Annotated in this window: 15 protein-coding genes; 3 read left to right on the forward strand and 12 right to left on the reverse strand. The window is 50.0% G+C overall.

Translation table 11 applies throughout. From position 1 onward, the window contains the following. Positions 1–90: 90 nt before the first annotated feature. The 9 genes from ITJ87_RS03765 to ITJ87_RS03805 form a co-directional block, all read right to left on the reverse strand. Entirely contained in the window at positions 91–1,725 is a 1,635-nt protein-coding gene (locus tag ITJ87_RS03765; protein WP_117965037.1) for a tetratricopeptide repeat protein, read from the reverse strand. Positions 1,726–1,995: 270 nt separating this feature from the next. Further along, positions 1,996–3,288, reverse strand: a complete 1,293-nt coding sequence (gene metK, locus ITJ87_RS03770; protein WP_025834620.1) for a methionine adenosyltransferase — start codon at positions 3,286–3,288, stop codon at positions 1,996–1,998. Between the two features lie 300 nt (positions 3,289–3,588). Then, positions 3,589–4,065 (reverse strand): 2-amino-4-hydroxy-6-hydroxymethyldihydropteridine diphosphokinase, encoded by a 477-nt coding sequence (folK, locus tag ITJ87_RS03775; RefSeq protein ID WP_117599952.1) that lies wholly within the window; start codon positions 4,063–4,065, stop codon positions 3,589–3,591. A gap of 2 nt (positions 4,066–4,067) precedes the next feature. After that, positions 4,068–5,126: a tRNA preQ1(34) S-adenosylmethionine ribosyltransferase-isomerase QueA gene (gene queA / locus ITJ87_RS03780; protein ID WP_057089643.1), complete on the reverse strand. Its 1,059-nt coding sequence runs from the start codon at positions 5,124–5,126 to the stop codon at positions 4,068–4,070. A gap of 123 nt (positions 5,127–5,249) precedes the next feature. Beyond that, positions 5,250–5,957, reverse strand: a complete 708-nt coding sequence (gene truB / locus ITJ87_RS03785; protein WP_057089642.1) for a tRNA pseudouridine(55) synthase TruB — start codon at positions 5,955–5,957, stop codon at positions 5,250–5,252. A 115-nt stretch (positions 5,958–6,072) separates the two neighbouring features. After that, on the reverse strand, positions 6,073–6,864 hold the full coding sequence (locus ITJ87_RS03790; protein ID WP_117965041.1) for an undecaprenyl-diphosphate phosphatase: 792 nt from the start codon (positions 6,862–6,864) through the stop codon (positions 6,073–6,075). A 46-nt stretch (positions 6,865–6,910) separates the two neighbouring features. Continuing rightward, positions 6,911–7,153 carry a DUF3098 domain-containing protein gene (locus ITJ87_RS03795; RefSeq protein ID WP_117965043.1) on the reverse strand — a complete coding sequence of 81 codons (243 nt, stop codon included), beginning with the start codon at positions 7,151–7,153 and terminating at the stop codon, positions 6,911–6,913. A gap of 84 nt (positions 7,154–7,237) precedes the next feature. Further along, positions 7,238–8,113: an ABC transporter permease gene (locus ITJ87_RS03800; protein WP_117965045.1), complete on the reverse strand. Its 876-nt coding sequence runs from the start codon at positions 8,111–8,113 to the stop codon at positions 7,238–7,240. Between the two features lie 82 nt (positions 8,114–8,195). Next, complete coding sequence (locus tag ITJ87_RS03805) at positions 8,196–9,095, reverse strand: bifunctional 2-polyprenyl-6-hydroxyphenol methylase/3-demethylubiquinol 3-O-methyltransferase UbiG (protein ID WP_117965047.1); 900 nt, start codon at positions 9,093–9,095, stop codon at positions 8,196–8,198. Between the two features lie 372 nt (positions 9,096–9,467). Here ITJ87_RS03805 and ITJ87_RS03810 point away from each other — a divergent pair, with 372 nt between their 5' ends. Next, positions 9,468–9,971 carry a DUF3836 domain-containing protein gene (locus ITJ87_RS03810; RefSeq protein ID WP_005833994.1) on the forward strand — a complete coding sequence of 168 codons (504 nt, stop codon included), beginning with the start codon at positions 9,468–9,470 and terminating at the stop codon, positions 9,969–9,971. Positions 9,972–10,069: 98 nt separating this feature from the next. Here ITJ87_RS03810 and miaB read toward each other — a convergent pair whose 3' ends face one another. After that, complete coding sequence (miaB, locus tag ITJ87_RS03815) at positions 10,070–11,443, reverse strand: tRNA (N6-isopentenyl adenosine(37)-C2)-methylthiotransferase MiaB (protein WP_117965049.1); 1,374 nt, start codon at positions 11,441–11,443, stop codon at positions 10,070–10,072. A 393-nt stretch (positions 11,444–11,836) separates the two neighbouring features. On the opposite strand from miaB, the gene ITJ87_RS03820 reads away from it, so the two are divergent. Both ITJ87_RS03820 and ITJ87_RS03825 read left to right on the forward strand, forming a co-directional pair. Next, positions 11,837–12,217: a hypothetical protein gene (locus tag ITJ87_RS03820; protein WP_117965051.1), complete on the forward strand. Its 381-nt coding sequence runs from the start codon at positions 11,837–11,839 to the stop codon at positions 12,215–12,217. A gap of 85 nt (positions 12,218–12,302) precedes the next feature. Then, positions 12,303–13,799 (forward strand): acetyl-CoA hydrolase/transferase family protein, encoded by a 1,497-nt coding sequence (locus ITJ87_RS03825; protein ID WP_117599946.1) that lies wholly within the window; start codon positions 12,303–12,305, stop codon positions 13,797–13,799. A gap of 430 nt (positions 13,800–14,229) precedes the next feature. On the opposite strand, the gene ITJ87_RS03830 is transcribed toward ITJ87_RS03825, so the two are convergent. Together ITJ87_RS03830 and ITJ87_RS03835 are read right to left on the reverse strand one after the other, a co-directional pair. Then, on the reverse strand, positions 14,230–15,636 hold the full coding sequence (locus ITJ87_RS03830) for an efflux transporter outer membrane subunit (protein ID WP_117965053.1): 1,407 nt from the start codon (positions 15,634–15,636) through the stop codon (positions 14,230–14,232). A gap of 29 nt (positions 15,637–15,665) precedes the next feature. Beyond that, positions 15,666–18,845: an efflux RND transporter permease subunit gene (locus tag ITJ87_RS03835; RefSeq protein WP_117965055.1), complete on the reverse strand. Its 3,180-nt coding sequence runs from the start codon at positions 18,843–18,845 to the stop codon at positions 15,666–15,668. Positions 18,846–18,851 lie beyond the last annotated feature (6 nt).

The following is an 18,851-nucleotide window of genomic DNA, read 5'->3' on the forward strand; positions in this document are numbered from 1 at the left end:
ATCTTTTATAAGAAAGCCTACAAAAAAGAGGTAACAGTGGTAACAGAGCAATGTAACAGAAGTAACAAATCCATCATAATACGCTATTTATCAATAGTCAAACATACGATTGAACAGTTCTTCATCAATTTTATTCTTGATACGGCTCTTTCTCGTTTTTATAGCGTCCGAAGAGACATCCAGTATACATAAAACAATAAATTTGGAACAACGGAGCAAAGACAATATACAATAAAGCAAATCATCATTAGTCAAACCGGGATAGTGTTCCTTCAAATCTTTCATGACATCGGCAAAAGTCTTTCTTATATCACTCACCATCACTTGCCTATAAGCATCTGCAATCGAAACCTGCATTTTAGCAGTTGCTTTCTTCAATTCATCAAGTTTTCTACTTCCCTCGGTGGTTCTAAATATAGAAACACAGATACTGAATCGTTCCTCCTCCAATTTGTGTAATTCTGCTACTTTCGTATTAGAAGCTGATTCAGGAATTTCATTCAAAAGCATCACCTCCGCACGGTTTTCCATCAAGCGCTGCTGCAAAGCCATATACTCCTTTTTCCTACGGGCATCACGCCACAGATAAACAATGACCAATACAAACATGAATAACAAAAAAAGAACCGCCAAGCCTGCAACTATCCGTTGATTTCTGACAGACAATTCACGTTTATGAAGTTCTATTAAATGATTATCCATCAGTTCATCAAGTTCTGCACGATAATTCATCATTTGAATGGAGTCATAGAAAAGAATGAAAGAGTCAACATATACAGTAGCATTTTCCCAATCCTTCATTTTTTTATATCCTTCAAACAAATGATTATAAGACGATGTCTTTACATATATATTAGAAGACCTTGCTCCAATTTTCCAATAATAAACAGCAGAATCATTCCGATTTAAGGAATTTAGAATATCCCCCTTTATAGAACAAGCCGATGTATAATCTTCCTCAACGGTCAAATAGGGTAAAGCTTTTGAAAGAGCCGATTCTGCCTCCATATACCGCCCCAACTCATTATAAAGCCCCGCTATGTTTTTATAAATAAGGGATAAACACTCATTGTCTTGCAGCGAGGATGCAATTTTTAAAGCTTGTTGATAGTAACAAAGCGCACTATCCAATTGATATTCCAACAAAAAGGTATTTCCAATATCTCTTAATGCATAAAAAGAACGTGCAGAATCCTTCACTGCACATAAATTATATCCCTTCCGATACATTTCCCTTGCCGTAGAATGTAAATCTTGCTCATTATAACAGTTCCCCAAATGGCTGTACAGCATCGCCACGAATATAGAGTCTTTCTTTGGCATCAGTTCCAGCGACTTCAGATAGAGGCTTATCGCCTTCGGAAACTCTTTATTTTCCATATAGACACATCCCCAATAGAAATATGCTTGCGCCAGCCGTTCCTGCTTTCCGCCTCCTTCGTAATAGTCTACCGCTATCTGTATCAGCGAATCGTTCTCCAGCAGCACACAACTCTTGTATCGGGCTTGCGTCAGCAGCAACGCATACAAGGCGCGTTCTTCTCCCCGCAACTCGCGGGAATCCGGTATCTGTTCCAACACCAGCAAAGCACTGTCGGGATTGCTCCACATCATGGAATCTGCTGCCACGAGCATGGAACGTGCAGAAGTGACTTCCTCCTTGCACGACTGGCACAGCACAGAAGTTACTAAAAAGAAGGAAAAAGCAAATAAAAGGTATCTCATAGGCAGCCCTATATTCGTTGTTGTTCACAAAGGTACACTATTTAGAGGAGATTACTGTACACATTCCATGCACATTTTGCAGGTAAGCTACGAATGCAATGGCAAAATTGTTCGTAAAATAAGGAAAAGAGAGAAGAAGAATCGTTTGTTGATAAACCACCATGCCCCCGTGACGAGCAAAAACACGAAAGCCACCTCTTCTGCATATACCGATATTCCGGAGATGCAGAAGGGCAGCCTTCTATATAAATAGCCGTAAAGCTATGCTGATTATAAACCGAATGCGGCTTTCACCTTGTCCACATAGTCCAACTTCTCCCAGGTGAAGAGTTCCACTTCAATGTCCTTGTTGCCTTCGTAGCGGCTCTTGAAATGCTTGACGATGGTCTGCGGCTCGCGGCCCATGTGTCCGTAGGCGGCAGTCTCCTGATAGATGGGGTTGCGCAGTTTCAGGCGGTCTTCTATTGCCTTGGGGCGAAGGTCGAACAGCTCGTCAATCTTACGGGCAATCTCACCGTCGCTCATATTGACGTGGCTGCGGCCATAAGTATCTACGAAAATATTGATGGGGCGTGCCACACCGATGGCGTAACTTACCTGCACCAGCATTTCGTCGGCAACGCCGGCAGCTACCAGATTCTTGGCAATGTGGCGGGCTGCATAAGCTGCGCTGCGGTCTACCTTAGAGGGGTCCTTTCCGGAGAAAGCGCCGCCGCCATGGGCACCCTTGCCGCCGTAGGTATCTACGATAATCTTGCGTCCCGTCAGCCCGGTGTCACCGTGAGGACCACCGATTACGAACTTGCCCGTGGGGTTGACGTGGTATGTGATATGGTCGTTGAACAGTGCCAGCACCTTTTCATGATGGATGGAAGCAATGACACGCGGCATCAGAATCTCGATTACATCCCGGCGGATTTGGGCGAGCATTTCCTCGTCGGCCTTCAGCTGGGCGGCATCACTGTCGTCGGCAGGCTGGACGAAGTCGTCGTGCTGGGTGGAGACTACGATGGTGTCGATGCGTACCGGCGTGCCGTTGTCATCATATTCGATGGTAACCTGGCTCTTGGCGTCGGGACGGAGGTAGGTCATCACCTTGCCTTCGCGACGGACATCTGCCAGCACTTGCAGGATGCGGTGTGCAAGGTCCAGTGAAAGCGGCATGTAATTCTCCGTTTCGTTGGTGGCGTAGCCGAACATCATTCCCTGGTCTCCGGCACCTTGTTCCATGGGGTCCTGTCGCTCCACGCCGCGGTTGATGTCGGGGCTCTGCTCGTGGATGGCGCTCAGCACGCCGCACGAATTGCTCTCGAACATATACTCGCCTTTGGTATAGCCGATTTTCTTGATTACTTCGCGTGCGATGAGAGGCATGTCAACGTACGCTTTGGTTTTCACTTCTCCAGCCAGCACTACCTGACCGGTAGTAACCAGAGTTTCGCAAGCTACTTTCGAACTGGGGTCGTAGGCCAACAGTTTGTCAAGCACAGCGTCCGATATTTGGTCGGCCACTTTGTCGGGGTGTCCTTCAGACACCGATTCGGATGTGAATAAATATCCCATTTCAGTTGAGAATTGATAGTTGATAATTGATAATTCAACGAATGGCGGAAGGAGGTGTGTGGAGTAGATGCATCCGGCACACAAACGTGCCGTCAGAAAAGGATGTGTTTTAGCATTTTTTTCTGTGGTTGCAAGCTACTCAAATCTCTCCACATATCGTTTTCGGGCGCAAAGATAGTGCAAACCGAACGCAGAACAAAATGAACTTGTTCATTTTTTATGCTGAGGTGCAGCCTATCTTCGCCTTTCGGGGGCAAAGATAAAAAAGAAATCTTGTATCTGCGCTACAGATAGCAGAGATTAACACTGATTTTGCAACAATTCCCCGATTGTCTTTCCCAATACCGGGTGCACCACGCCTGAAGCAATCTCCACCAACGGCTCCATCACGAAACGGCGTTCCTGCATCAGCGGATGAGGAAGTTTCAGTTCGGGAGTATCCAGCAAAACGGGAGTACCGTCATCGGCAAAACAAAGCAGCAGGTCGATGTCTATCACACGGTCGCTATACACTGCATTGACAGACTTATGCGTACGCCCCATCTCCCGCTCGATTTCCTGCGTCGTTTGCAACACCTCCAAAGGTGCCAAAGCAGTGTCTACGCAGAGTGCGGCATTCAGAAAAGTATTATCGGAAGAAAAGCCCCACGGGGCAGTAGCATAAAAAGCAGATAGGGAAATCACTTCCCCTATCTGCTTTCTTATCTTTTGGACGGCCATGCGGAGGTTCTGCTCCTTATCGCCGAGATTGGTACCAAGACTGAAATAAACAACCATAATTACCGGTCTGTAATCAGCATCGCATCTCCATACGTACCAAAGCGGTACTCTTCCTTCAATGCCACATTGTATGCCTCCATCACCTGCTCGTAACCGCCGAAAGCGGCAACAATCATCAGCAGGGTACTGAGCGGCATGTGGAAGTTGGATATCATGGCATTGGCCACGGTAAAGTCGTACGGCGGGAAGATGAACTTGTTGGTCCAACCCGCGTATTCCTTCAAATGTCCGTCGGTGCTGACGGTGCTCTCGATGGCACGCATCACGGTGGTACCTACGGCACAGACTTGGCGGTTCAGGTCTTTGGCATGGTTCACAATCCGCACGGCTTCCTCGTTCACAATCATCTGCTCGGAGTCTGTCTTGTGCTTGGTGAGGTCTTCCACATCAATGTCGCGGAAGTTACCCAAGCCAGCATGCAGGGTGATGTAGGCAAAGTCAATACCCTTGATTTCCATACGCTTCATCAGCTCGCGGCTGAAGTGCAGGCTGGCGGTAGGCGCCGTAACAGCTCCTTCGTTGCGTGCAAAAATAGACTGGAAACGTTCGGCATCGTCCGGCTCTACGGGACGGTTGATGATGCTGTGGGGCAGCGGCGTTTCGCCCAGCGCATAGAGCGCCTTCTTGAACTCATCGTGCGGACCGTCGTAAAGGAAACGAAGCGTACGCCCGCGCGAAGTGGTGTTGTCGATAACCTCGGCCACCATGGAGTCGTCGTCACCGAAGTAGAGCTTATTGCCGATACGTATTTTACGGGCAGGATCCACCAGTACATCCCACAACCGGAGCTCTTCGTTCAACTCACGCAACAAGAACACTTCAATACGCGCACCGGTCTTTTCCTTGTTACCGTACAAGCGGGCAGGGAAAACCTTGGTGTCGTTGAAGATAAACACATCTTTGTCATCAAAATAGTCCAGAACATCCTTGAACATCTTGTGCTCAATCTCACCCGTCTTACGGTGCAACACCAACAGACGTGACTCGTCTCTGTACTTCGTGGGGTGCAAAGCTATCTTCTCTTCGGGAAGCTTGAATTTGAATTGCGACAGTTTCATAATTAGTTATAAGTTATGAGTTATTTATTATTTATATCAGTCTGTTTTAGTCATAAGAGGGTATGAGTTATCCGGCAGTATGCTACACTTCATAGCAAATAACTTATAACCCATAACTTATAACTAAATATCTATCTCCTGCGCCTCTATCCACTCTTTGAAATCGAGGGGATTGAGGCAGTCTGCCAGCCGGACGTCGCCTACACGGGTACGCTCCAAGGCGGTGAGGTGGGCGCCGCTCTGCAGGGCTTCGCCGATGTCACGTGCCAGGGCGCGGATATAAGTTCCTTTGCTGCATACTACGCGTACCTTTATCCACGGTTCGGCAATACCCAGCCCGTCGTCCAGCAGCTCTATCTCGTCGATGACGAGCAACTTGGGTTTCAGCTCTACCTCCTCTCCCTTGCGGGCAAGGTCGTAGGCACGTTTCCCGTTCACCATACATGCCGAGAAGGCGGGAGGCACTTGCTGTATCTCGCCGATGAACTTCTTCAGCGTCTCATCCACCAGTCCGCGGGTGATGTGCTCCGTGGGATAGGTGGCATCTATCTCATGTTCCAGGTCGTAAGAGGGAGTGGTGGCGCCCAACCGGATGGTGGCGACGTACTCCTTCGTGTGATACTGGAATTCCTCAATCCGTTTCGTGGCCTTGCCCGTACAGACAATCATCACCCCCGTAGCAAGCGGGTCGAGGGTACCGGCATGGCCTACTTTCAACTTCTTCTCCTTTATCCGCCGGCAGATGTGGTAACGCGCATGTCCCACAACCTTGAACGATGTCCATCCCAGCGGTTTATTGAAATAGAGGACTTCTCCTTCTTTAAAATTCATTGGCCTCTCCCCTAACCCCTCCCCCGTAGGGAGGGGGATAAAATGGTACAACTTAATATTTTTCTCTTATTGATTTCCGGAGTAATCAGTCTTTCCCCCACACAAGGAGGGGACTTTAGCTTAATATGAGCGTTATGACACCGACTATCGCGCAATAGATGGCAAAATAAATCAGCTTACCCTTCTTCACGATATTTATCATCCACTTGCAGGCCAGGCAGCCCGAAACAAAAGCAGCCAGAAAACCTACCACCAGCGAAAGTGTCGGAATATCCCCTGCAACCGCCTCACCTTTCATCATCTTCATTCCATCCAGCAGTGCCTCGCCCAGGATGGGAGGCATCACCATCAGGAAAGAGAACTGTGCCAGCTTCGCCTTGTTGTCGCCCAGCAACAGACCGGTTGCAATGGTACTGCCCGAACGGGAAAGCCCCGGAAGCACCGCGCATGCTTGTGCAAGACCGATGATAAAGGCATCCTTCATGCTGATGTTCTCCTTCTGCTTCGGCTTATAATAATAGGAGAAAGACAGCAGCAGAGCTGTCAGCAGCAGGCAGCAGCCCACAACGACCAGTCCCGAACCGAAAATGGCCTCTACTTCGTCCTTGAAAAATACCCCCACAATGCCGATAGGTATCATGGATACCAGTATATTGATGACGTAACGTGTCTCCTCGTTCATCTGCCACTTGAACAGTCCCTTGAAAATCCAGTCAATCTCTTTCCAGAGTATCACCAGCGTACTGAACACCGTAGCCACATGTACCACTATCGTAAAAGCAAGATTCTCCTCTCCCTCAATACCGAACAATGCCGAACCGATGGCGAGGTGTCCGCTACTGCTCACCGGCAGATATTCGGTCAGTCCTTGAATAAGCCCAAGGATAAGCGCTTCAAACCATTCCACTGTTATGAATTATAAGTTATAAGTTATTAGGGTGTAAGGGGTTGGGTTACTGCTCCCCCACGCCGCTGCCTTTAGGCTTGCGCAGCACGGCATATATCATGAACACAAACCCCAGCAGGCAAACTACCGGAGCCACCTTGATGCGTCTCACACTAAAAATGTCCGGCTCAAAGGTCATCGGGGTAGACGCGGGACCGGTCATCAGAAGAAAACCAATGATAACCACCGCCATTCCGATGCCAAGCAGGATAAAATTGGTCTTATCAAAAGCGAATTTCTCTTTACTCATCTATACATTTACAATTTAACTATTTACAATTTACAATCTAACGTACCGTGCCAACAGTACTTTCTCTCTATGCACTTTAAGGCGTCAAATATAATACAGCGTGCTTGCCTTCATCCTCAGATATTTGTTGATGGAGAGTAAAGCGCACAGCCACGTAATAAGTATGCCGAACACCAGCACGGCACCCGACACCAGCACCATCACCTCGGGCGTAATCACCTTGACCAGCTCCGGTTCGTAGGACACCAGCCAATAGGCGGTTCCCCACAGAATACTGTCGGCTATGAAAGCGGCCAGCACACCTATCCAGAAATTGCGCCGCAGAAACGGACGGCGGATGAATGCCCAGCTTGCCCCCACCAGCTTCATGGTGTGGATAAGGAAACGCTTGGAATATATAGCCAGACGGATGGTGTTGTTTATCAGCGCAAAGGAGATAAACGTCAGTATCACAGCCAGCCCCAGAAGCATCAGGCTGATGTTCCTTATATTATCGTTCACGGCATCTATCAAGTCTTTCTGGTAGAGCACTTCCTGGATGTTGGTATTCTTTTTAATCAGTTTCTCTATTTTGGCGATGCTGTCCGAATTGGCATAGTCGGAATGCAGCTTGATTTCGATGGAGGCAGTGAAAGGATTGTAGCCAAGGAACTCTTGCGGGTCCGTACCCATCGCCTCAGTCTGCTCGCGGAGTGCCTGCTTCTTGGAAATGTACTCCGTCTGCTTCACAAAAGCCTCCTTGTCCAGCCTCTTCTGCAGCTTCAGGATGTCGCTCTCCTTCATGTCGTCACTGACAAGCACGGAGAAACTGATGTTCTCCTTGACGTACACGGAAAGATTATGAGCCGCGAGCACAAAGAATACGACCAGCCCCAACAGCAGCAACACCAGCGTCGTACTGATGCTGGACGTAATGAACTGCATGTCAAAATAGGATACCGAGTTATTCTTTCCTTTCATTATATCAATTATAAGTTACGAGTTACAAGCTACAAGTTATGTAAATCAGTCGCTATTAATCATTAATCCCTAATCCCTTTTCTCACCCTTTCTTCCTAAACACGTAAATCATGGAACTGCTGCGTTCCTTCTTCACCAACGCGCTGAACCAGGCCAGTGTACCGGTCACCATTCCCCGCAGGAAAGTACACGAGTGCCTCATGTGCTTTTCCGTCAGCATGGACACGTAGAAAGCATCGAACGGCATGGGATGCCGCTCTGCCATGATGAAGCCATGCTTGGAACCGAATTGCTGGATGGTGCCCGGTGTGAAGTGCCACAAATGGCGGGGCACATCGTAGGCAGCCCAGTAAGCCCCGTATTTCTTTGCATCGAAGGAAGAGCAGTTGGGCACAGCTACAATCAGCACCCCCTTTTCAGTCAGCAGGGAGTGCAGGGTTTCCCACGTTTCGTTAAGGGGTTCCAGATGTTCCATGACATGCCATAGGGTGATGACGTCGAAACTGCCCGGTGCAAAATCTTTCAATGCCGTATGGGGTTTCACATCCAGATTGAAGTGTTCTTTGGCAAAGGCACGCGCCTGCGCACTCTTTTCCACAGCTTCCACCTGCCAGCCGCGACGCTGCATGGCATCGGCAAAGTAACCGGTCCCCGTACCCAAATCCAGCAGACGGCCCTCCTTGCGGTGTGCTTCACGGACCACAAGACGTGCCTTGCGTCCCAGCATATAGTTGCGCACCCAGTGGTACACGGAGTTTATCGCCCCCTTGCGGGTATCGGTATGTGAAATGTAATCAGGAGTTTCGTAGTAACGACCGATTTCAGCCTCCACGGGAAAGTCTTGCGTGAAAAGGAAACCGCAATCCCGGCAGCGGCACAAGTGGAACATTTCGCCCGAGGCATAATGGTCTACACATGTCAGGGCACGCTCCAAATGCGTTCCACCACATAACGGACAAGCTTTTATAGTGAGTTTATTCATCGAACGTTCTGCCAATAAGGAAGTGCAGCCCAAATGAAACAGACCACACTATACCTAAATTTGGTGCAAAATAACAAATAAAAAGTGATTTATAGGGCTTCCATTAAGGAGATTTAAGAAAACAAACGCTTACTCCGGCCAGCCGGCGGAACGAATGACCGACTGTTCGATATTAAGCGGACAACTGTCCGATAATGAACAGTTTTCGAAAGCATTTATTCATTGATTATCAACAACTTAAATATTTGGCATGGGAATTGACTATAATTAGGCGAAGGCGTTTGAGAAAAAGATTAGTTGGAATGCAACCTTTTAATCGGGAACAACGTCTAAAAGAAACAGAGTAAGTAACAACAATTAAAAATAAAGATTATGAAAACTACAAATTTATTCAAGGCAGTCGCATTCGTAGCAATGACTATCGTAAGCGTTATGAATACAGAAGTGAAAGCTCAGGAAAACAACTTCATCACCAATGAAGAAGTGAAAAACGAATTAGTAGTTGCCAAGACCATCTTTAAGCAAGACGGCGCACAACTTTACCGGCACATCCGTTATGAATACTCTTATGACGACCAGAAACGCCTGACCTGCAAGGAAGCCTCCAAGTGGGACGGTGCAAAAGATGAATGGATACCTTACTTTAAAATGACATACCAATATGGCAATGATGAAATCACCATGTCCTACGCACGTTGGAACGAGTCTCACAAGGCTTATGACAAAGACATGAAGAAAAGTGTGTATGAATTGAACGATGAAAACATGCCGGTAGCTTACAAACTCTACAACCAGGACGTTCCAAAGTCCGAATTGACCTTGGTAAGCTACAACAAGACCGACTACGTAGCGAATATTCTGGCCATGACAGAATAAAATTTAAAGTTTATAATATGGAAAAGCACGGACCGTGAGGTTCGTGCTTTTATTTTTATACCGATAGTGTCATCGAGACTGTACTCTGTCATATCCCGTCAGCCGGCTACCTCTTCTCCTTTCAGCGTAGCCGAACTGGATTCGGTAACCTTCACCATCACAAAATCGCCCACACGGTGCGTGCCACGGTCAAACACCACCACACGGTTCTGTTCCGTACGGCCGAACAACTGGTCGCGGCTGCGTTTGGAAACACCTTCCACCAGCACCTCGTACGTCTTGCCCACGCAACGGGCATTCGCCTCGGCAGAGAGACGGTTTTGCAAGGCGATGATTTCATTCAAACGGCGAATCTTCACCTCCTCGGGCACATCGTCCGGCAGGTGCTTGGAAGCATGCGTACCGGGGCGTTCGCTGTACTTGAACATGAAGGCGGAATCGTATCCGCACTCCTCCATCAGCGAGAGGGAAAGCTGGTGGTCCTCCTCCGTCTCACTATGGAAACCGGAGAATATATCCGTAGACAAGCCACAATCGGGGATGATGCGGCGGATGGCTGCCACGCGGTCCATATACCACTCGCGGTCGTACTTGCGGTTCATCAGCTTCAGGATGCGGCTGCTCCCACTCTGCACCGGCAGGTGGATGTGCTTGCATACGTTGGGCATGTCGGCGATGACCTGGAGAGTTTCGTCGCTCATGTCTTTAGGGTGCGAGGTGGTGAAACGGATACGTACGCCCGGCGCTGCCTCTGCCACGGTGCGCAGCAGCATTGGGAAGGTAACCGTCTCTCCGTCCGGCTTCTCGAAGCGGTAGGAATTGACGTTCTGTCCCAGCAGGGTAACTTCCTTGTAACCCTTTGCCACGAGGTCGGCCACTTCATTGAGGATGCTTTCCACATCACGGCTGCGCTCGCGGCCACGGGTGTAGGGAACGATGCAGTAGGTACAGAAATTGTTGCAACCACGCATAATGGACACGAAGCCGGAGATGTGGTTTCCGCAGATGCGCGAGGGAATGACATCCCGATAGGTCTCTGTAGTGGAAAGCTCCACGTTGATGGCTCTCTCACCGGCCTCTACCGAGGCAATCAGTTCGGGCAGAGTAAGATAGGCATCCGGTCCCACCACCAAGTCCACATGATGGTTGGTGATTAAGTCGTCCTTCACACGCTCTGCCATACAGCCCAGCACACCCACTATCAAGCCGCGTTTCTTCTTCTTAAGCGAATGGAAGAATTCCAGACGGTTCAGAATCTTCTGCTCCGCATTGTCGCGGATAGAGCAGGTATTCATAAACACCGCATCGGCTTCCTCCAGGGTGTCGGCCACCGAATATCCCGCCATCTGCATGACGGATGCAATCACTTCACTGTCGGCCACATTCATCTGGCAGCCGTAAGTCTCGATAAACAACTTCTTGTTGTCATCAGCAGTTGCAGATTTAAAGTCTGCTCCCGTTACTTTTTCCATAATCAATTCGTTTAAAATCAGTTTATATCATAAGTTGGTATCTGTCATTCGGAGCGCAAAGATACTTCTTCCCTCCCAATAAACGGATGAAATGAAAGAAAAATGCCATTACAAGTTGTCAATCTGCGCCTTATCAGCTAATTAATGTTAAGAGAATAAACATTTTCCGAGTGTTAATTTGGCATAGAGCAAATTAATTCACAAATTTGTGGAATGAAAGAAACATTAGATTTTTTCATAGTTAAGGTTTAGGTTAAAAAAATTAAGGGGAGCTGTGAAGCTGCCCTTTTTTATTACCAATTCCTTGGCTGTAATCAGATTAAATAATAACTTTGCCCAAAAGCAAAGATAAGAGATAATTGCACTATCTTTGGGTGGAAAATCAAAAAGAATATGGAAGATGTCTTCAAGTTTCTGTTAGTTGCGGCTGTCATAGTAATCGGACTCGTCAGGCAGTTTAAGAAAGAAGCAGATAAAAACGCTGACAAGAGTCCCGACATACCTATGCCCGACGTCGACAACCCATTGCCCGAATACTGGGGCGGAGACACTTACGGAGGCTTTATTCCCGAAGGCCCCAAACCGACAGAAAAGCCCAAGCCGGTATCCAAACCGTCTGCCAAATCCAAGCACACTTCCATAAAGGCTTCCCCTCCCTCCCCGGCATCCCGTCCGCAGGAATCTGATGAAGCAATGTCCGAATACGGCATCCACTCGGCAGAAGAAGCGAGGAAAGCCATTATCTGGTCAGAAATACTTCAACGAAAATATTAAAGAACGGATAGTTTACAGTCGATAATTGCAGAACCAATTACGAGCCCCTTCAGAATCTTTACACGAAAAAATAACTATTTATATTATGGCACTCAATTACATTTCGGCAGCAGAAGCTGCGAGCCTCATCAAACATGGCTACAACATCGGCTTGAGCGGATTTACCCCCGCAGGAACAGCCAAAGCCGTTACGGCTGAATTAGCAAAAATCGCGGAAGCAGAACATGCAAAAGGAAACCCGTTCCAGATAGGTATCTTCACCGGTGCTTCTACCGGAGATTCCTGCGACGGTATCCTTTCACGCGCTAAAGCTATCCGCTACCGTGCTCCTTACACCACCAACGCCGATTTCCGCAAAGCCGTGAACAACGGTGAAATAGCCTACAACGACATCCACCTTTCACAGATGGCTCAGGAAGTCCGTTACGGTTTCATGGGAAAAGTGAATGTTGCCATCATCGAGGCATGCGAGGTTACTCCCGACGGTAAAATCTACCTGACGGCAGCCGGCGGTATCGCTCCGACTGTCTGCCGCCTGGCCGACCAGATTATCGTGGAACTGAATGCCGCCCACAGCAAGAGTGCCATGGGTCTGCACGACGTCTACGAACCCCTAGACCCTCCTTACCGCCGCGAAATCCCCATTTACAAGCCGAGCGACCGTATCGGCCTGCCCTACATCCAGGTAGACCCGAAAAAGATTGTCGGCGTAGTGGAGACCAACTGGCCGGACGAGGCACGTTCGTTTGCCGCCGCCGACCCGCTGACCGACAAAATCGGGCAGAACGTGGCCGACTTCCTTGCCGCCGACATGAAACGCGGAATCATTCCGCCTACCTTCCTGCCGTTGCAATCCGGTGTGGGCAACATTGCCAATGCCGTACTGGGCGCTTTGGGACGTGACAAGACCATCCCTGCTTTTGAAATGTACACAGAAGTTATCCAGAACTCCGTTATCGGACTTATCCGCGAAGGCCGCGTGAAATTCGGCAGCGCCTGCTCACTGACCGTAACGAACGACTGTCTGGAAGGTATCTACCAGGATATGGACTTCTTCCGCGACAAACTGGTGCTCCGTCCGTCGGAAATCTCTAACAGCCCGGAAGTGGTGCGCCGACTCGGTATCATCTCCATCAACACTGCCATCGAAGCCGACATCTACGGCAACGTGAACTCCACGCACATCGGCGGAACCAAGATGATGAACGGCATCGGCGGAAGCGGTGACTTCACCCGCAATGCCTATATCTCCATCTTCACTTGTCCGTCCGTTGCCAAGGAAGGTAAAATCTCGGCTATCGTGCCGATGGTTTCGCACATAGACCACACGGAACACGATGTCAATATCATCATCACCGAACAAGGTGTGGCCGACCTCCGCGGCAAGAGTCCGAAAGAGCGTGCACAAGCCATCATCGAAAACTGTGTCCATCCGGACTACAAGAACATACTGTGGGATTACCTGAAGCTGACCGACGGCAAATCACAAACTCCCCACGCTCTGCGCGCCGCACTGGCTATGCACGCTGAGCTGGCCAAAAGTGGAGACATGAAGAATGTAGACTGGGCACAGTATAAATAAACCGCTCCCTCAAAGGCGGAGAGAAACCGCCCGAAAGATATGCCGCGTTGCATGTATATTTCCGGTTTGCTGGATCTATATATGCAACGCGTTGCATATATAGATGGAACACGCTGCATCTATAGTTCCAACAACAAGCTATTTCAGTACCTACTACATCCCTGTATCAATTCCTGGCAAAACCTCCTTCTTACCGGTAAACTCACTATCTTTTGCTTCAGTTTCCTTTTCAGTTTCTTCAATCGATCTCTCACCGAGCCAACGCTTATCGTTCGCATTGAGTGAAAAACTGCAATAATTTGTCCAGAGAAATACTTGCCTCCATTTGATCCCTCCTATTCATTGAAAACGGGCTGCCTGGAATCACTTCCCGGACAGCCCTTCCTTCACATTTAAAGTGAAGATGCAGAGAGAGTAGTATGATGACACTCTATTCCTGACCTCCCCCTAACGCCTTGTAGAGGTTAATCAGGCTTTGTATTTCAGAAAATCGATTTGCCGTCTGTGCCAGTTGTGCGTTGAGCAATGTCTGCCGGGCGGTAAGCACCTCCAGATAGGTGGTGTTGCCATGCTCCATCAGCAGGGAAGTGCTGCGGGCAGCTGTCTGCAAGGAAGCTACCTGCTTGTCCAGCAGTTCGCTTTTGGATAGGCTTGTCTGCCAAGCAGTCAAGGCATCGTTCACCTCGCTGCCTGCATTCAGCAATGTCTGCTGGAAGGCAAGGGAAGCCTCCTCCTGCTGGGCACGGGCTATGCGGTACTGTGCAATGACCTGCCCGCGGGCAAAGAGCGGCTGCGTCAGCGAACCCACTGCCGAAGCCAGGAACTTGCCGGGATTCACAATCATTGAACCGGCGGAATTGGTCCAGCCCGCACTCCCACCCAGCGTAATGGAGGGATAGAAGGCGGAACGCGCCGCATTGGTACCGTAGAACGCCGCTTCCAGTGTCCGCTCGGCTGAGCGGACATCAGGACGGCAGGAAAGCAGCCGGACAGGAATCCCTATGGAAAAGTCCGCGGGGAACTGCTGCTCTGCCAGTACACCACGCTCGTAATGACGGGGCGTCTCTGCCAGCAACAGCGCAAGGCTGTTCTCCACCTGGTTTATCTGTTCTTCCAAATCAAGCACGGAAGTCTGCACCTGATAGTATGTGGCCTCCATCTGCGACACGCCAGACTCATTAGCCATGCCCGCATTCATCAGGGCACGGGTGGAAGCAACGGTTTCCCGCCACGTCTCTTCGGTCTGCCTGGAGATGGCAAGCTGCTCGTCCAACATCAGTAAGGTATAGTAAGTATTGGCTATCCCGGCAATGAGTTGGGTGCGCACGGCCTGACGGTAGTCCCGGCTCTGCGCATAGAGTGCCTTCGACTGTTTCTTGGCATTACGCATACGACCGAAAATATCCAGTTCCCAACTGGCAGTGACGGGCAACGAATAGGTCTGCGTAGCCTTGTGAGTGTCAAAGCTGCTCACCGTGCCCTGCGGTGCAAGGGCAAAGGAGGGCAGAAAAGCAAGCTTTGCGGACAGCAAGGTGGCTTCGGCTTCCTCCATACGGAGTTGTGCCAACTGGTAGTCGGTATTGTTCTGTAGCCCTTGCCCGATGAGTGCCTGCAGATGCGGGTCGGTGAAAAGCTCGTGCCAGTCCATGCCGCCCAGGCCAAGGTCCAGGCTGTCTTCGGGAGCCACCGGAGAACCGTCGGTGCTCTCCGTAAAAGTGGCTATTTCTTCCCCGTAGAGGCCGTCGGGGACCTCGGTAGCGGGTTTGTATTTGGTGTACACGCCGCAACTGCTGAACAGCAAACCGGCGGCGGACAATAGGATGATATGTTTCTTCATTGTTCCAATCTGTTTTTATTTTATTTTCCTCAATCTTTCGCCCGTTCTGCCTCACTCTTCTGCTTTTCAAGCAATACCTGCATATCGGCTTCTTCCTCCATTGGCGGACGAACCTTCTCCTGCAAGTACTCAAAGATGATATAGAATACGGGAACCACAAATAGCAATGCCAATGTTCCTACAAGCATACCGCCTACTACACCCGTACCCAGCGAAGAGTTGCCGTTGGCACCCGCACCTCTCGAGAACATCAACGGAAGCATACCGAATATCATCGTCAGCACCGTCATCAGGATAGGACGCAGGCGGACCTGGGCGGCCGAGTAGGCCGATTCCACAATGCCCATTCCCTTGCGGCGCCGCTCGATGGCATACTCCGTAATCAGAATAGCTGTCTTGGCAAGCAGACCAATCAACATAATTACACCCGTCTGCAAATAGATGTTGTTCTCCAAGCCAAGGACTTTGGCAAAGAGGAACGAACCCATCAGCCCGAACGGTACGGAGAAGATGACCGCAAACGGTATCAGGAAACTCTCATAAAGACATGCCAGGATGAGATAGATAAGGAAGATACAGATGGCATAAATAAAGACAGTCTGCGCACCACCAGTATTGGCTTCCTCACGTGCCATACCTCCGTACTCGTAACCGTAGCCCAGCGGCAATGTCTGTTCTGCCACTTCCGCAATCACTTTCTGCACTTCACCGGACGAATATCCTTCCGCCGGATTCACGTTGGCAGAGATGGCGCTATACAGATTGAAGCGGTTGGCCGTCTCCGGACCAAGCACCCGATTCAATGTCACAAACTGGCTGACCGGAGCCATCTCCGTACCGTTGCGCACAAACATATTACCCAGTGCCTGTTCGTCCAGACGATATTCGGGCGATGCCTGCATCATGACGCGGTATACCTTACCGAACTGGTTGTAATTGGAGATATAAGCTCCACCGCAATAACTGCCCAACGCGTCGAGCACCACACTCGGCGAAATGCCCGCACGCTTACACTTGGCCGCATCTACATCTACCGATACCTGCGGGAAGTTCATAGCATAAGAGGTATACGCCATAGCCACCTCAGGACGCTGGTTCAGCGCACCCAGGAACTGTATCACTGCCTCGTAGAACGTTGCCATGTCACCGCCCGTTCTGTCCTGGAGGTTCAGCTCTAAGGAGTTACCCATACCGTAGCCCGGAATCATACCCGGCTGGAAGCTGAATATCTGCGCCTCCTTCACACCGTAGAACTGGGCATTGAGGCGTGCCACCACAGCATCGGACGTGTGTTCGCTCCCCTTTCGCTCACCCCAGTCCTTCAGACGGATGATGATGGTGCCGTAGGAAGTTCCCTGACCGGACATCAGCCCGTAGCCTGCCACCTTGGCATAGTGCTCTATCTCTGGTGTGCTCTTCAGAATATCCTCCAACTTGTTCATCACCTTCGTAGTTTCTTCCAGCGTGCTTCCCGGTGAGGTGCTGACGTTCACCATGATGACACCCTGGTCCTCCTGCGGCACAAGCCCTGTCTTGGTGGTGCTCATCAAGTAAACCAGCAATACGACGGTAGCCGCCAATGAAGTCCACACCATCCAGCGGCGGTGGATAAAGAACATCACACCTTTCTTATATTTTCCCAGCACGGCGTTGAACGAAGCATTGTATGCCGCGCGCACCCGTCCGTTGATGCTCTTCGCACTCTTCGTGCCGTCCGACGGACGCATCATGATGGCGCACAAGGCGGGGCAAAGCGTCAATGCCGAAATCATGGAGATGCCCACTGCCGTTGCCATCGTAATGCCGAACTGCGTATAGAACACACCCGAAGTACCACCCATAAACGTCACGGGGATAAATACCGCCATGAACACGCAGGTACAAGAGATGATGGCCATCGTCACATCGCCCATCGCATCCTTCGTGGCAAGGTAAGGGGACTTGTATCCGGCATCAAACTTGGACTGCACTGCCTCCACCACCACGATGGCATCGTCCACCACCGTACCGATGGCAAGCACCAACGCAAACAGCGTCAGGATATTGAGACTGAACCCCGCAGCCACCAGGCAGGCAAACGTGCCGACCAGCGACACGATAATGGAAATGGAGGGTATAAGCGTACTCTTGAAGTCCTGCAGGAAGAAATACACCACCAGAATTACCAGTATAATGGCAATGACCAGTGTCTCCACCACATTGTGTATGGAAGCGAAGAGGAAGTCGTTGGAACTCATCATCGTCACAAATTCCGTCCCTTCGGGCAGGCTCTTCCTCATCTCGTCTATCTGTGCGGTAATCTGCTTGTTGACGGCGGTTGCGTTGGAGCCTGCCGTCTGGAACATCATGAAAAGTACCGCCGGCTTGCTGTCCATCTCACTGCGGAAACTATAGGTCAGCGTACCCAGCTCCACATCCGCCACGTCTTTCAGACGGAGCACGGAACCGTCACTCTGCGAGCGTACCACCGTGTTCTGGAATTCCTCCACACTCTTCAGGCGTCCGCGATACTTCATCGTAAACTGGAACACGTTCTTTGAATTCTCGCCCAGCGAACCGGTAGGCGCTTCGATGTTCTGCTCGCCCAATACGGCGGTCACATCCGAAGGGACCAGTCCATACTGCGCCATCCGTTCCGGTTTCAGCCAGATGCGCATACTGTAGGTATCACCCAGCTCCATTACGTCACCCACACCTTCGATACGTTTGATTTGCGGAATCACGTTGATGTCGAGGTAATTGGCAAGGAACGTCTGGTCGTAGCGCCCGTCGGTGCTCACCAAAGCGCCGATTTGCAGGAAGCTGGTCTGCCGCTTCTGGGTAGTCACACCGATTTTCGTCACTTCGGCGGGCAGCAGTCCCTGCGCCTTGGATACGCGGTTCTGTACGTTCACCGCAGCCATGTCGGGGTCCGTGCCCTGCTTGAAATAGACTTGTATGGTGGCAGAACCGGCATTGGTGGCGGTAGAACTGATGTACATCATGTTCTCCACACCGTTGATGCTCTCTTCCAACGGCATGATGACACTGTTCAATACGGCTTCGGCATCGGCACCGGTGTAGTTGGCGCTGACGTACACCGTGGGAGGTGCAATATCAGGATACTGTTCCACCGGCAGCGTAAAGAGCGAGATAAGCCCTATCACCAGAATCAGTACGGAGATGGAGATAGCCATCACCGGCCGTTTTATAAATATATTTCCTTTCATCTTAAT

Source organism: Bacteroides sp. HF-162 (genome assembly GCF_015679285.1).
Lineage (GTDB): Bacteria > Bacteroidota > Bacteroidia > Bacteroidales > Bacteroidaceae > Bacteroides > Bacteroides uniformis.